9 protein-coding genes are annotated in these 13,561 nt (G+C 68.8%); 2 read left to right on the top strand and 7 right to left on the bottom strand.

Annotation, left to right across the window (positions count from 1 at the left end; all coding sequences use genetic code 11):
- Positions 1-143: 143 nt before the first annotated feature.
- The 3 genes from CVUC_RS02685 to CVUC_RS02675 are packed head-to-tail and all read right to left on the bottom strand — an operon-like array spanning position 144 to position 5,883.
- Positions 144-1,547: an efflux transporter outer membrane subunit gene (locus CVUC_RS02685; protein WP_096032623.1), complete on the bottom strand. Its 1,404-nt coding sequence runs from the start codon at positions 1,545-1,547 to the stop codon at positions 144-146.
- Between the two features lies 1 nt (position 1,548).
- Complete coding sequence (locus CVUC_RS02680) at positions 1,549-4,704, bottom strand: efflux RND transporter permease subunit (protein ID WP_096032624.1); 3,156 nt, start codon at positions 4,702-4,704, stop codon at positions 1,549-1,551.
- A 12-nt stretch (positions 4,705-4,716) separates the two neighbouring features.
- A complete protein-coding gene (locus CVUC_RS02675) occupies positions 4,717-5,883 on the bottom strand; it encodes an efflux RND transporter periplasmic adaptor subunit (protein ID WP_096032625.1) in 1,167 nt (388 codons plus the stop codon).
- 167 nt (positions 5,884-6,050) lie between these two features.
- On the opposite strand from CVUC_RS02675, the gene CVUC_RS02670 reads away from it, so the two are divergent.
- Positions 6,051-6,665 carry a TetR/AcrR family transcriptional regulator gene (locus CVUC_RS02670; protein ID WP_012640067.1) on the top strand — a complete coding sequence of 205 codons (615 nt, stop codon included), beginning with the start codon at positions 6,051-6,053 and terminating at the stop codon, positions 6,663-6,665.
- 117 nt (positions 6,666-6,782) lie between these two features.
- Here CVUC_RS02670 and CVUC_RS02665 read toward each other — a convergent pair whose 3' ends face one another.
- Complete coding sequence (locus CVUC_RS02665) at positions 6,783-7,547, bottom strand: TIGR00730 family Rossman fold protein (RefSeq protein ID WP_164468075.1); 765 nt, start codon at positions 7,545-7,547, stop codon at positions 6,783-6,785.
- 129 nt (positions 7,548-7,676) lie between these two features.
- Here CVUC_RS02665 and CVUC_RS02660 point away from each other — a divergent pair, with 129 nt between their 5' ends.
- Complete coding sequence (locus CVUC_RS02660) at positions 7,677-9,269, top strand: MBL fold metallo-hydrolase (protein ID WP_096032627.1); 1,593 nt, start codon at positions 7,677-7,679, stop codon at positions 9,267-9,269.
- Here the strand turns inward: CVUC_RS02660 and CVUC_RS02655 are convergent.
- The 3 genes from CVUC_RS02655 to CVUC_RS02645 all read right to left on the bottom strand — a co-directional run bounded on the left by CVUC_RS02655 (position 9,266) and on the right by CVUC_RS02645 (position 13,494).
- Positions 9,266-10,123, bottom strand: a complete 858-nt coding sequence (locus CVUC_RS02655; RefSeq protein ID WP_096032628.1) for a rhamnogalacturonan acetylesterase — start codon at positions 10,121-10,123, stop codon at positions 9,266-9,268. The genes CVUC_RS02660 and CVUC_RS02655 overlap by 4 nt on opposite strands.
- A 140-nt stretch (positions 10,124-10,263) precedes the next feature.
- Complete coding sequence (locus tag CVUC_RS02650) at positions 10,264-11,886, bottom strand: family 43 glycosylhydrolase (RefSeq protein WP_096032629.1); 1,623 nt, start codon at positions 11,884-11,886, stop codon at positions 10,264-10,266.
- Between the two features lie 171 nt (positions 11,887-12,057).
- On the bottom strand, positions 12,058-13,494 hold the full coding sequence (locus CVUC_RS02645; protein ID WP_096032630.1) for a sugar porter family MFS transporter: 1,437 nt from the start codon (positions 13,492-13,494) through the stop codon (positions 12,058-12,060).
- Between the last annotated feature and the right edge of the window lie 67 nt (positions 13,495-13,561).

Below are 13,561 nucleotides of genomic sequence, written 5' to 3'. Positions count from 1 at the left end.
GGAGGCGCGCACGTGCTCGTCTGTCGGGCGGGTGGAACGGGCGGCTCAGGGGGGGGGAGGAGCGCGCCCGTTCCGTTCGCGGCCATCGGGGGGGGATGATGGTCGTCGAACTCCCCCGGCGAGGCCGGGGAAGCCGTTTGGCCTCAGGTGGCGGGCGCGCCGCCGCCGAGGGTCTTGTAGAGGGTGACGAGGTTGGTCGCCTGGGCCAGACGCGTGCTGATCAGACCCTGTTGCGCGGTGTAGAGGCTGCGCTGCGCGTCCAGCAGGGTGAGCGCGCTGTCGAGGCCGGCGTCGCGACGCTGCTGGGACAGGCGGGTGCTGTCGGCGGCGGCGGCGGCCAGGCGCTCCTGGGCGGTCAGGCGATCGGCGACCGTGGCGCGCACCGACAGGGCGTCGGACACCTCGCGGAACGCGGTCTGCATCGTCTTCTCATAGGTCGCCACGGCGATGTCGCGGTCGGCCTTGGAGATGTTCAGGTTCGCCACATTGGCCCCGCCGGCGAAGATCGGCAGGCTGATCTGGGGCGTGAAGCTCCAGATGCTGGTCCCGCTCTTGAAGAGGCCGTCCAGATCGGTGCTGGCCGAGCCCGCAGAGCCGGTCAGGCTGATGCGCGGGAAGAAAGCCGCCCGCGCCGCGCCGATATTGGCGTTGGCCGCTTGCAGCTGGCGCTCGGCGGCCAGCACGTCGGGACGACGCGCCAGCACGTCCGAGGGCAGGCCGGCCGGCAGATCGGCCAGAACGCTGTCGGCGTCCAGGCGTCCCGGGGGCAGCAGGTCGACGGGCAGGTCGCCCCCGGCCAGCAGGGTCAGGGCGTTGCGGTCCTGAGCGACCTGGGCGGTGTAGACGGCGACGTCGGCCCGCGCCGTTTCGGCCAGGGTCTCGGCGTTGCGCAGGTCGAGCAGCGAGCCTGCGCCGCCGTCGACCCGCTGACGCACCAGACGCAGGGAGTCCTCGCGGGTGGCCAGGGTGGTCTTGGCCAGGGCCAGGCGCTCCTGGTCGGCGGCCAGGGTCAGCCAGGCGTTGGCGGTCTCGGCGATCAGGCTGACCCGCACCGAGCGGCTGGTCTGCTCGGTGGCCAGATAGCTCTGCAGGGCGGCGTCCTTCAGGCTGCGGACGCGACCGAACAGGTCCAGCTCATAGGCGGTGAAGCCGATGGTGGCGTTGAACACATCGGTCTCGAAGGGCTGGCCGGTCGGCGAGGTCGAGGCCGGGGTGCGGCCGCGCTGTTCGGAGACCGTGCCGCTGACGCCCGGGAACAGCGCCGAGCGCTGAACGCCGTACTGGGCGCGGGCCTTCTCGATGTTCAGCACCGCCACGCGCAGGTCGCGGTTCTGCCGGAGGGCCAGATCGACCACGCCCTGCAGGCGCGGATCGACCAGCACCTGGCGCCAGTCGAGATCGGCGGCCGAGACGGCGGTCGCCGCCTCGGGCGCGGGCGTGGACCAGGTCTGGGCGACCGGGAGAACCGGCCGCTCGTACTGGGGCGCCAGGGTGCAGGCGCCGACCGCCGTCGAGGCGACCAGGATCAGGGTGAGGTTACGCAGCATCTCAGTGAGCCTCCGTCGACGACACTTGGCCTTGGGCGGCGTCGTGACCGGTGTGCTTGGGTTTGAAGATCTTCTCGACCACCACGAAGAACAGCGGGACGAAGAGGATGGCGAGCAGGGTGGCCGAGATCATGCCGCCGATGACGCCGGTGCCGATCGCGTGCTGGGCCCCCGATCCCGCCCCGTTGGAGATCGCCAGCGGCAGCACGCCGAAGACGAAGGCCAGCGAGGTCATGATGATCGGGCGCAGGCGCAGGCGGACGGCCTCCAGCGTGGCCTCGATCAGGCCCATGCCCTTCTCGTAGAGGTCCTTGGCGAACTCGACGATCAGGATGGCGTTCTTGGCCGCCAGGCCCATGGTCGTCAGCAGGCCCACCTGGAAGTAGATGTCGTTGCTGAGGCCGCGGGCGAAGGTCGCCAGCAGCGCGCCGATGACGCCAAGCGGGATGACCATGATCACCGCCAGCGGGATCGACCAGCTCTCGTAAAGCGCGGCCAGCAGCAGGAACACCACCAGGATCGAGATGGCGTACAGGGCGGGGGCCTGATTGCCGGCCTCCAGTTCCTGGGCCGACAGGCCGGTCCACTCATAGCCGACGCCGGGCGGCAGCTTGGCCGCGATCTTCTCCATCGCCGCGATCGCGTCGCCCGAGCTCTTGCCCGGGGCCGGGGCGCCCTGGATGTTGACCGAGGACAGGCCGTTGTAGCGTTCCAGGCGCGGCGAGCCGTAGGTCCACGACGCCGTGGCGAAGGCCGGGAAGGCGACCATCTGGCCCTGGTTGTTGCGCACGTACCAGCGGTTCAGGTCCTCGGGCGTCATGCGGAACGGGGCGTCGGCCTGCATGTAGACCTTCTTCACGCGGCCGCGGTCGATGAAGTCGTTGACGTACGACCCGCCCCAGGCGGCGCTGAGGGCGCTGTTGATGTCGGCGGTGGTCAGGCCCAGCGCGCCGGCCTTGGCCTGGTCGACCTCGATCTTCAGCTGCGGGGTGTCGTCCTGGCCGTTGGGGCGCACGCCCACCAGGCTGGAATCCTGCGAGGCCATGCCCAGCATCATGTTGCGGGCGTTCATCAGGGCCTCGTGGCCGACGCCGCCGACGTCCTGCAGCTGGAAGTCGAAGCCGGACGAGTTGCCCAGCTCCTGCACGGCCGGCGGGACGATGGCGAACACCATGGCGTCACGGAACTGGCTGAAGGCGCCCATGGCGCGACCCGCCACGGCCTGGGCCTTCAGGTTGGCCGCCTTGCGGTGCTCGAAGTCCTTCAGGCGAATAAAGGCGAGACCCGCGTTCTGGCCGGCGCCGGCGAAGCTGAAGCCCGAGACGGTGAACACCGACTGGACGGCCTCCTTCTCGCCGACCAGGAAGTGGTCGCGCACCTGGTCCAGCACGGCCAGGGTCTTTTCCTCGGTCGCGCCGGCGGGCAGCTGCACCAGGGTGAACATGGTCCCCTGGTCCTCTTCCGGCAGGAAGGCGCTGGGCAGGCGGACGAACAGCAGGCCCATGGCCACGATGATCGCGGCGTAGATGGCCATCCAGCGGCCGCTCTTGCCCAGGATCTTGCGAACCGAGCCCTGATAGCGCGACGACATGTCGTTGAAGCTGCGGTTGAACCAGCCGAAGAAGCCGGTCTTCTCCTCGTGGTGACCGGCCTTGACCGGCTTCAGCATCGTGGCGGTGAGGGCGGGCGTCAGCACCAGGGCGACGACCACCGACAAGGCCATGGCCGAGACGATGGTGATCGAGAACTGGCGGTAGATCACGCCCTGCGAGCCGCCGAAGAAGGCCATCGGCACGAACACCGCAGCCAGAACGAGGGCGATGCCGATCAGGGCGCCGGTGATCTCGTTCATCGACTTGCGGGTGGCTTCCTTGGGCGAGAGGCCTTCCTCGCTCATCACACGCTCGACGTTCTCGACCACGACGATGGCGTCGTCGACCAGAAGGCCGATGGCCAGCACCAGGCCGAACATGGTGAGCGTGTTGATCGAGTAGCCGAAGGCGGCCAGCACGCCGAAGGTGCCCAGAAGGACGACCGGCACGGCGATGGTCGGGATCAGGGTCGCGCGCCAGTTCTGCAGGAACAGGAACATGACGATGAACACCAGGATGACGGCCTCGACCAGCGTCTTGACCACTTCCTCGATCGACAGCTTCACGAACGGCGTCGAGTCATAGGGAATGACGTACTTGTAGTTGGCCGGGAAGTTCTTCTCGAGCTGGGCCATCCTGGCGTTCACGGCGGCGGCGGTATCCAGCGCGTTGGCGCCGGGGGCCAGCTTGATGGCCATGCCGGCCGCCTGATAGCCGTTGAACTTGGCGATCGAGGCGTAGCTTTCCGCGCCCAGTTCGACACGGGCCACGTCGCTCAGGCGCACGGTGGCGCCGCCGCTGGTGTTCTTGACGATGATCTGGCGGAACTGCTCGGGGGTCTGTAGGCGCGACTGCGCCGTGATCGTGGCGTTCAGGCCCGTGCCCGGCAGGTTCGGCGTGCCGCCGATCTGGCCGGCCGAGACCTGGGCGTTCTGGGCGCGGATCGCGGCGGCGACGTCAGCCGGCGTCAGGCTGAAGCTGGCCAGCTTCTGCGGGTCCAGCCAGATGCGCATCGCATATTGCGAGCCGAACAGCTGGATGTCGCCGACGCCGTCGACGCGGCTCAGCGGGTCCTGCAGGTTCGAGGCCATGTAGTCGGCCAGATCCGCGCCGGTGGTCTTCGGATCCTCGGAATAGAGGCCGATGACCATCATGAAGTTGCGCGCCGACTTGGCGACCGTCAGGCCTTGCTGCTGCACTTCCTGCGGCAAGAGGGCGGTGGCGGTCTGCAGCTTGTTCTGGACCTGGACCTGGGCGATGTCGATGTCGGTGCCGGCCTTGAAGGTCAGGGTCACCGTGGCCGAGCCCGAGCCGTCGCTGGTCGAGGACATGTAGTCCAGACCGTCCAGGCCCTTCATCTTCTGTTCGATGACCTGGGTGACGCTGTCCTCGACGGTCTTGGCCGAGGCGCCGGGATAGTTGGCCGAGATCGACACCTGCGGCAGGGCGATTTCAGGATATTGCGCGATCGGCAGGGTCCGGATGGCGAGCGCCCCGGCCAGCATGATCACGATGGCGATGACCCATGCGAAGATGGGCCGGTCGATGAAGAAACGCGAGAGCATGGGGAGCTTGCCTTAGCGCTGAGCTTGGGCGGCCGGCGCAGCGCCGGCGGGGACGGCCTTGATCGGCGCGCCGGGACGCACCTTCATCAGGCCCTCGACGATGACCTTGTCGCCGGCGTTCAGGCCGCTGGTGACCAGCCACTTGTCGCCGACCGTCTGGCCCAGGGTGACCGGACGCGGCTCGGGGCCCTTGGCACCGACCAGCATCACGGTGGCGCCGCCCTTGGGGTCGCGATTGACGGCGGTCTGCGGGATCAGGATGCCGCTGGGGGCGACGCCCTGGCTGAGCACGGCGCGGACATACATGCCCGGCAGCAGCACGCCCTTGGGGTTATCGAACACCGCGCGCAGGCCCACCGCGCCGGTGCCCGGATCGACGGTGATGTCGGAGAACTCCAGGCGGCCCGGGATCGGATAGGTCGAGCCGTCTTCCAGCTTCAGCGTCACCTGGGCCGAGCCCGAGCGACCGACCTTGCCCGAGGCGAACTGGGCCTGGAGCTTGAGAAGCTCGGCCGAGGTCTGGGTCAGATCGACATAGACCTTCGAGAGGTCCTGCACCGTGGCCAGGGCGTTCGCCTGATTGGCGGTGACCAGGGCGCCGGCGGTGACGCTGCTCTTGCCGATACGGCCCGAGATCGGAGCGGTCACGCGGGCGTAGTTGAGATTGATCCGGGCGCTGTCCAGCGCGGCCTTCTGCACGCCGACGGCGGCGGCGGTCTGCAGGGCGGCGGCCTGGGCGTCGTCATTGTCCTGCCTGGAGACCGCGCCGGTCTCGACCAGGGCCTTGTAGCGGTCGGCCTTCAGCTTGGCGGCGGTCGCCTGGGCCTGGGCCTGGGCGAGGGCGGCGGCGGCGCTGTTATAGGCGGCCTGATAGGTGGCGGGGTCGATCTGGTACAGAGGCTGGCCGGCGCGGACGACCGCGCCTTCCTCGAACAGCCGCTTCTGGATGACGCCGCTCACCTGCGGGCGCACTTCGGAGACCAGATAGGCCGAGGTGCGGCCGGCCAGTTCTGTGGACAGGCCCACGGACTGCGACTGGGCCACGATATAGCCGACCTCGGTCGGCCCGCCCATGCCCATGCCCATGCCGCCGCCCGGCTTCTGGCCGCAGGCGGAGAGGGTGAGCGCAATGGCGGCGAGTCCCACGGTCGTCGCCGCGACCGAGCGTTGGAAATGCATGTTTGACCCCGGGAGGCGAGGGTCGCGCGGGCTATTACCCTTGACGCGGCCACTATGATGAACGATTTGAGAATGAACGTTCATTCTCACGTGGGCTGGACATAAGAGCTGGAGTGTCGCAAGTCAACCTCCGGCGCCGCGCGTTTGGCTGACCTAACGGAAATGTAATGCCGCACAGGACTTCCATAACTGACGAGACCCCGACGGCCCGTCCGTCCCCTGAAACGCGCCGTCAGCAGATCCTGGACGCGGCGTGCGAGCGCGTGCGTCAGTCGGGCTTCCACGGCGCCAGCATGGCCGAGATCGCCAAGGCCGCCGGTCTCAGCGTCGGCCAGATCTATCGGTACTTCGAGAACAAGGAGGCGATCATCGCCGCCATCGTCGCCCAGGACCTGGCCGAGATGCGCGACAAGTTCGCCGAACTGGAGCGCCAGCCCGGCACGTTGCGCGATTCCATCGACGACCACCTGCCCGAGGCGATCGACAAGTGCTTTGATGAGCGCCGCGCGGCCCTGGCGCTGGAGGTCGTGGCCGAAGCGGCCCGCAATCCCAAGGTCGCCGCCATCGTCCGCTCGGCCGACGCGCAGGAGCGAGCCCTGGCCCGCGCCATGATGGAGCGCGACCGCAAGCCCGAATGGAGCGAGGCCGAGTTCCACGCGCGCTGCGAGGTGGTCGGCCTGCTGTTCGACGGCCTGCTGCTGCGCGGCGTCAACCACCCCGACCTCGACCGCGACGCCCTGACGGACGTGCTGCGATCCACGGTGCGGCACCTGCTGAGCTAGAGCTGGACTCGATTGCGGCGGCGAAGGTCCCCGCAATGCCGCAACGACCAAACCGCGCGTCATCCCGGCTCTCCGCGCTGCGCGCTGCGGCCGGGATGACGAAGGGAAATGTGGGCCCTAAGCCGTCGGCAGCCTCAGGCCGCAGTCCACCAGCTTGTCCCACACCGCCTCGGCGTCGTCGGCGAAATGGACCAGCTCAAGGTCCGCCGGCGCGATCATGCCGTGCTCGACCAGGGCCTCGAAATTGATGATTGAGCGCCAATAGGCCTCGTCGAACAGCACGATGGGGATCGGCGGCGCCTTGTCGGTCTGGCGCAGGGTCAGGATCTCGAACAGCTCATCGAAGGTGCCGAAACCGCCGGGGAACACCACCAGCGCATTGGCCCGCATGGCCAGGTGCATCTTGCGCATCGCGAAATAGTGGAAGCGGAAGGTCAGCTCCGGCGTGCAGTACGGGTTTGGGACCTGCTCGTGGGGCAGGGTGATGTTGAAGCCGATCGACGGCGCGCCGACCTCGAAGGCGCCCCGGTTGGCGGCCTCCATCAGGCCCGGGCCCCCGCCGGTGGCGATGACATTGTCGCGGACCTTGTCGCCGTTCTGATGCTTGGCCCCGCCACGCTCGGAGACGATGCGGCCCAGGCGCCGCGCCTCGGCGTACCAGCGGGCGCGCTGCGGCGGTCCGTCCTCGCGCACGCGGGCGCTGCCGAACACCACGATGGTCGAGCGCACGCCCCAGCGACGTAGCGCCTCGTCGGCCTTGGCGAACTCCAGCAGGAACCGCACGCCGCGCATCGAGTCGCCGAGCAGGAAATCCTGGTCCAGCGCCGCCAGCCGATAGGACGGCGAGGCCAGTTGGGCGGTGTTGTCGGGGGCGTCGGTCACGATGGTGGCTCGCAAGGGTTTCTGGGCGCAGACTATCGGGCGATCGCCGCGCGGACTTGACCTAGATCAGGGCGCGGGCGGCGCGCGCAAGCCCTGCTGCGGGGCTGTGACCCTCAGGAAGGCCTACGAATGACCATCAGCTTGACCTTCCACGGCGCGGCCGGCTGCGTGACCGGCTTCTGCGCCCGGCTTGTCACGCCGCGCACCACCGTGCTGATCGACTGCGGCATGTTCCAGGGCTCCAAGACCCTGAAGGCCCTGAACTATCAGCCGTTCCCGTTCGATGCGGGACAGGTCGACGCCGTGCTGCTGACCCACGCCCATATCGACCATTCGGGCCTTCTGCCCAAGCTGATGCTGGCGGGCTTTGAGGGCCCGATCTACGCCACGGCCGCGACCCGGGACCTGGGCGCGGTCATGCTGGTCGACGCCGGCGGCATCCAGGAGAACGAGGTCGAGAGCCTCAACCGCCGCAACCTGCGACGCGGTTTTCCGCCGGTCGAGCCGATCTACACCGCGCGCGACGGCGAGCGGGTGGCCAAGCAGTTTCGCAAGGTCAAGCTGGGCGAACCGGCGCGCATCGCCGAAGACATCGTCGCCACCTGGTGGCCGGCCGGGCACATGCTGGGCGCGGCCTCGATCGCGCTGGATGTGGGTCCGGAAGGCCAGGCCAAGCGGATCCTGTTCTCGGGCGATCTGGGGCCGGGCGGCAGTCCGTTCCTCGACGATCCCGACGCCCCCGCCGGGATCGACCATCTGATCCTGGAGTCGACCTATGGCGACCGCGACCGCGTTGGGATCGACAGCGCCGCGCGCAAGCAGCAGTTGGCCGACGAGGTCCGCGCCGCCCATGCGGCCGGCGGTCCCCTGCTGATCCCGGCCTTCGCGGTCGAGCGCAGCCAGGAGCTGCTGATCGACCTGCTGGACCTGATGGACCAGGGCGAGGTTCCCCGGGGCGATATCTTCCTGGACTCCCCGCTGGCCATCGAGGCCACCAAGGTCTTCCAGGAACGCGGCTGGAACCCGCAGACCCAGACCAATCCGTTCGAGGCGCTGCGGCCCTCGCAGCATCTGCGGTTCCTCGACTCACCGGCCGAGAGCGATGGCCTGGACCGGCTGAAGGGCTGGCACGTGATCCTGGCCGCCAGCGGCATGTGCGACGCCGGGCGGGTGCGCAAGCATCTGAAACGCCTGCTTTGGCGGCGCGAGGCGACGGTGCTGCTGTGCGGCTATCAGGCCACCGGCACGCTGGGCCGCCTGCTGGCCGACGGGCGCAACCGGGTGACGATCCGGGGTGACGAGATCAGCGTCCGCGCTCGCATCCGCCAGCTGGACGCCTATTCCGGTCACGCCGACGCGGCGGGGCTGGTGCGCTGGGCCAAGGATCGCCTGCCGATCACGGGCTCGGTCTTCCTGGCTCACGGCGAACCCGACGCGACCGAAGGCTTGCGGCGGCGTCTGGTCGAGGCGGACTTTCCGGCCGAGCGCCTGGTGATCCCGGCGCTGGACGAGGGCTTCGCGCTCGACGGCGTGGGCGCGGCGCAGCCGATCGGCGAGGCCCGGCCGCGTCTGCCGGCCGCCGCGCCGGGCAAGCTGGACTGGCACAATCAGCGGGTGGCGTTCCAGCTGGCCCTGGGCCAGGCGCTGGCCGCCGCGCCCGACGACCGTGCGCGCGAGGCCTTGCTCAAGGCGCTGTCGGCGACGCTGGAGGGGCGCCCCTAAGGCAGCAGATTGCGCCGCAGCGTGGGCGCGACGTCGGCCAGCGCCTTGGCGACCATGGCCGAGAACAGCGCCGCGCCCTCGGGGCCCAGGTGGGTGTAGTCGAACGCCGGCTTGAAGCTGCCCATCGCCCCCGGCGGGGAGGGCGGCGCGGCCGGCGGACGGGGCGGGGCCACCGCGCCGGGCAGGACCGGCTCGTAGAACATCGCCCCCGTGGTGGTTCCCGACGCGGCCGAGGCGGCGACCTCGGGCGGCGGCGGAATTTCGGCCAGGCGCATCGCCGCCACCGGCCCCATGGCCTGGACGGCGTCGCGGCTCAGCGCGTGCAGGTCCACCAGCGGGGTGTTGGTCTCGGCCGCCAGCTTGCGGATCGCCTGCGCCCAGGGCGCGAGGTCGTCGTACACCTGGCCGTCCTTGAACTGCCGGCGGATCAGCGGCGTCACCAGCACCGGCCGCGCGCCCGCCGCGCGGGCCTCCTCCACAAAGCGCCGCAGGTTGGCGGGGAACTCGGTGGCCAGGTCCGTCGAGCGCTCGGGGCGGCCGGGCTGGTCGTTGTGGCCCAGCTGGATCAGCACGAAGGTCTGCTCGAAGCCGCCCGTGCTCATCTCCTTCAGCGCCAGGGCCCAGGAGCCCTCCTCGCGATAGGTGCGGCTGGACCGGCCGCCGCGTCCCAGGTTCACGCAGGCGATGTTCGAGGTCACATGCGTGGCGCAGAACGCTCCGCCCCAGCCGCTGTTCACCGCCACGGTCGAGTCGCCCACCAGCACGATCTTGGACGCCTTGAAGATCGGTTCCTGGGCGTGGGCCGTCAGGGGGAGGGCGAGGAGGGCGGCGGCGGCCAGCACGATTTTCAGCATTTCAATCCCCCTGCGCCAACACCGCTTGTCATCCCGGAAGCGCGAAGCGCTATCCGGGACCCAGGGGGGGACAGAACGCGGTGCGCGCCGCCCCTGGGTCCCGGCTCGGCGCGCTGCGCGCTGGGCCGGGATGACAGTTTTTACGGCAACGCCCGATACTTGAACCCCCGGAACCGCGCCGAGCCCTTGCCCGCCGCATAGAGCCCCGGCTTCAGCATCAGGAAGCCGCCGCGCACATTGTGGTGGTAGCCGCTGACTTCCATGCCGCGATCAAAGCGCTTCCAGGTCTTTCCCCCGTCGCCGCTGGTGTGGAAGCTGACGATGTGGCGGTTGTTACGCAGGCGCATCAGCATCCTGGCGCCATGCGGATTGGCGGGGCGGCCGCGCTCGATGCCGTACTGGTGGGTGACGAAGTTCTTCGCATCGAAGCCCAGGCCGCAATAGAGCTGGCGGTCATAGAACAGGATCAGGCCCGCGCGGGTCTCCGGCTCGATCTCGATCTCGCATTCGATCTCATAGGCCTGGTCGCCATTGACGAAGATCAGCGGCGAGCCGGTGGACGGGGCCTCGCCCGCGCCCTTGAGGATCAGGGCGCCGCCTTCGCGCTTGATGCGGTCCTGCTCGCCGGGCTTGGGATCGAAGAAGTTCCACTGCACGCCGTACTTGTCGGTGGAGAAGTCGTCCGACAGGGCCATGCCGTGCGGACCGGGCTTGCCGCCCTTGGGCTTCTTGATGGGCTGCGAGAGATCGCCGCCGCCGATGTCGAACCAGCCGTCGGCGGTCCAGGTCACCGGGGCCAGCAGGGTCTGGCGGCCCAGCGTGTAGTAGCCGTTCTCGTAGCCGTGATAGACGGTCCACCAGTCGCCGGGCGTGGGGCCCTCAACGAGGGTGGCGTGGCCGCGCGACCACCATTTCTCGGCGTTGTCGGTGGTGCGCACCAGCGGGTTGCGCGGATGGTTCTCCCACGGACCGGCCAGGGACTTGGCGCGGGCGGCGATGACCATGTGACCAGTCGGCGGACCCGCCGTGCCGCCCACGGCGGTGATCATGTAGAAATACTCGCCCCGGCGCATCAGCTTGGGCCCCTCGGGCGAGAAGCCCTCGACGTCCCAGTCGTCCGGATAGCGCCAGGGATCATAGACGTGCTCGGGCTTGCCCACGGTCGACAGGCCGTCCGGCGCCAGCTTGATTCGGTCGCCGCCCGACAGGAACAGCCAGCGCTCGCCGGCCTCGTCGACGATGTGGCCAGGATCGATATAGCGCGGCAGCTTCAGGTCGATCGGCTCGGACCACGGGCCCTCGATCTTGTCGGCCCAGATCACATAGCTGGTGTTGTTCCCCGGGAACTTGGCCGGCAGGTAGATGTAGTAGCGGCCCTTTTGCTTGCAGAGCTCGGGCGCCCAGATCGAGCCGACATTGGTCTTCAGCGTGGTGGTGACCGGCGTCCAGTTCACCAGATCGCGGCTGTGCCAGATCAGCAGCCCCGGATAGGCGTCGAACGAGCTGTGGGTCATGTAGTAGTCGGCGCCGTCCTTCAGGATGGACGGGTCGGGCCGGTCGCCGGTCAGGATCGGATTGAGGAAGGTTCCATCGCCCAGGTCGGCCTTGCGCTGGCCCTCGATCCCCGTGGTCCAGGTCGGACCGCTCGTGGGCTTGGCGGGGAGAAGGCCCATCTGGGCGGCCTCGGCGGAAGCGGGCAGGGCGGCCAGGCCGGCGCCGGCCAACAGCGAACCCAGCGCGCCTCGGCGGTTGATGTCGACCATGGTGGTCCTCCCTTACGCAGACTTGTCTTGTTGCCGCCAAGCTAGCGGTAACATGCGTTTTGTCTACCGGTGTCATGGCTGCGGGGCGCAAAAGAAAACGCCCGGAAGCGAGGGCTCCCGGGCGTTTGGCTTTTCCCAAATCCTCCCCCGCGAGGGGGAGGATTGGCTTCATCAGCCCTGCATCGCTTCCAGTTCCTTGCCGCGCGTTTCGTGGACCAGCTTCTGGACCAGGAAGAACGAGACGACAGCGCTCAGCGCATAGAAGCCGTAGGTCATCGGCAGGCTGGCCGCGGCCAGGGCCGGGAAGCTGACCGAGATGGCGAAGTTGGCGATCCACTGGGCGAAGCCGCAGACGGCCAGGGCCGAGCCGCGCATCTGGTTGGGGAACATCTCGCCCAGCATCACCCACATGACCGGACCCCACGAGAGGTTGAAGAAGATCACATAGAGGTTGGCCGCGATCAGGGCGGTCAGGCCGACCTGGTCGCCCAGGGTCAGGGCGCCGTTGACCGTGGTTGCGGTCGAGAAGCACCAGGTCAGCACGCCCAGGGTCACGGCCATGCCGGCCGAACCGATCAGCAGCAGCGGCTTGCGGCCGATCTTGTCGATCAGGCCGATGGCCAGCAGACAGGCCAGGATCGACAGCGTGCCCGACAGGATGTTGATCTTCAGGCTGTCGTCCTCGGTGAAGCCCACCGACTGCCACAGCACCGAGCCGTAGTAGAAGACGATGTTGATGCCCACCAGCTGCTGGAACACGGCCAGGACGAGGCCCGCCCACAGGATGACGCGCAGCTTCTTGGTCGTCGGGTCCAGAAGGTCCGAGAATGTCGGCTTGTGATCGGCCGACAGCGAGGCGCGGATTTCCTCGACCTTCTTGGCGCCCTGGCCCGCGCCGAACAGGCGCGAGAGGATCGCTTCGGCCTGGGCGTCCTTGCCCTTGGCCACCAGGTAGCGGGGGCTTTCGGGAATGCCCAGCAGGCAGAGGAAGAACACGCCGGCGGGAATGATCTGCATCCAGAACATCCAGCGCCAGGCCGGCAGGCCCAGCCAGAACTCGGCCGTCGAGCTGCCGGCGGTGTGGGCCAGGGCGTAGTTGGCCACGAAGGCGCCGGTCAGGCCGGTGATGATCATGATCTGCTGCACGGACGACAGGCGGCCGCGGATGTTCGCGGGCGTCACTTCCGAGATGTAGACCGGGCACAGCACGCTGGCGGCGCCGACGCCCAGACCGCCGACCAGGCGGAAGATGATGAACACGATCGAGCTCTCGGCCGCGCCGGTGCCGATGGCGCTGACCACGAACAGCAGGGCCGAGATGATCATCACTGTGCGGCGGCCCCAGACGTCGGCCAGGCGGCCGGCGGCGAAGGCGCCGATGGCGCAGCCGATCAGGATGGCGCCGACATTCAGGCCGGTGCCCAGCTTGCTGAGATTGAAGGCGCTTTCCAGGCCCTCTTGCGTGCCGTTGATGACGCCGCTGTCGTAGCCGAACATGAAGCCGCCGATCGTGGCGACGGCGACGATCGCGGCGACGAAGGTCATGTTGACCTTCCCGCCGTCCGCGCTCATGCCGGCGCTGGGACCGGCGTTGGATACTGAAGCCACAGGTGTCCTCCCCATGGGGCCGTACCGGCCCGTTGATGCCCTACTGGTCCTTGTCGGACCTTTGGTT

The organism is Caulobacter vibrioides (assembly GCF_002858865.1).
GTDB lineage: Bacteria > Pseudomonadota > Alphaproteobacteria > Caulobacterales > Caulobacteraceae > Caulobacter > Caulobacter vibrioides.
The sequence above is the reverse complement of the archived record's forward strand: the minus strand, read 5'-3'. Positions and strand labels throughout refer to the sequence as shown.

Coding starts and splice junctions, on each gene's coding strand:
- CVUC_RS02685 (WP_096032623.1), bottom strand. CDS start 1,547: ATGCTGCGTAACCTCACCCTGATCCTGGTCGCCTCGACGGCGGTCGGC.
- CVUC_RS02680 (WP_096032624.1), bottom strand. CDS start 4,704: ATGCTCTCGCGTTTCTTCATCGACCGGCCCATCTTCGCATGGGTCATC.
- CVUC_RS02675 (WP_096032625.1), bottom strand. CDS start 5,883: ATGCATTTCCAACGCTCGGTCGCGGCGACGACCGTGGGACTCGCCGCC.
- CVUC_RS02670 (WP_012640067.1), top strand. CDS start 6,051: ATGCCGCACAGGACTTCCATAACTGACGAGACCCCGACGGCCCGTCCG.
- CVUC_RS02660 (WP_096032627.1), top strand. CDS start 7,677: ATGACCATCAGCTTGACCTTCCACGGCGCGGCCGGCTGCGTGACCGGC.
- CVUC_RS02655 (WP_096032628.1), bottom strand. CDS start 10,123: ATGCTGAAAATCGTGCTGGCCGCCGCCGCCCTCCTCGCCCTCCCCCTG.
- CVUC_RS02650 (WP_096032629.1), bottom strand. CDS start 11,886: ATGGTCGACATCAACCGCCGAGGCGCGCTGGGTTCGCTGTTGGCCGGC.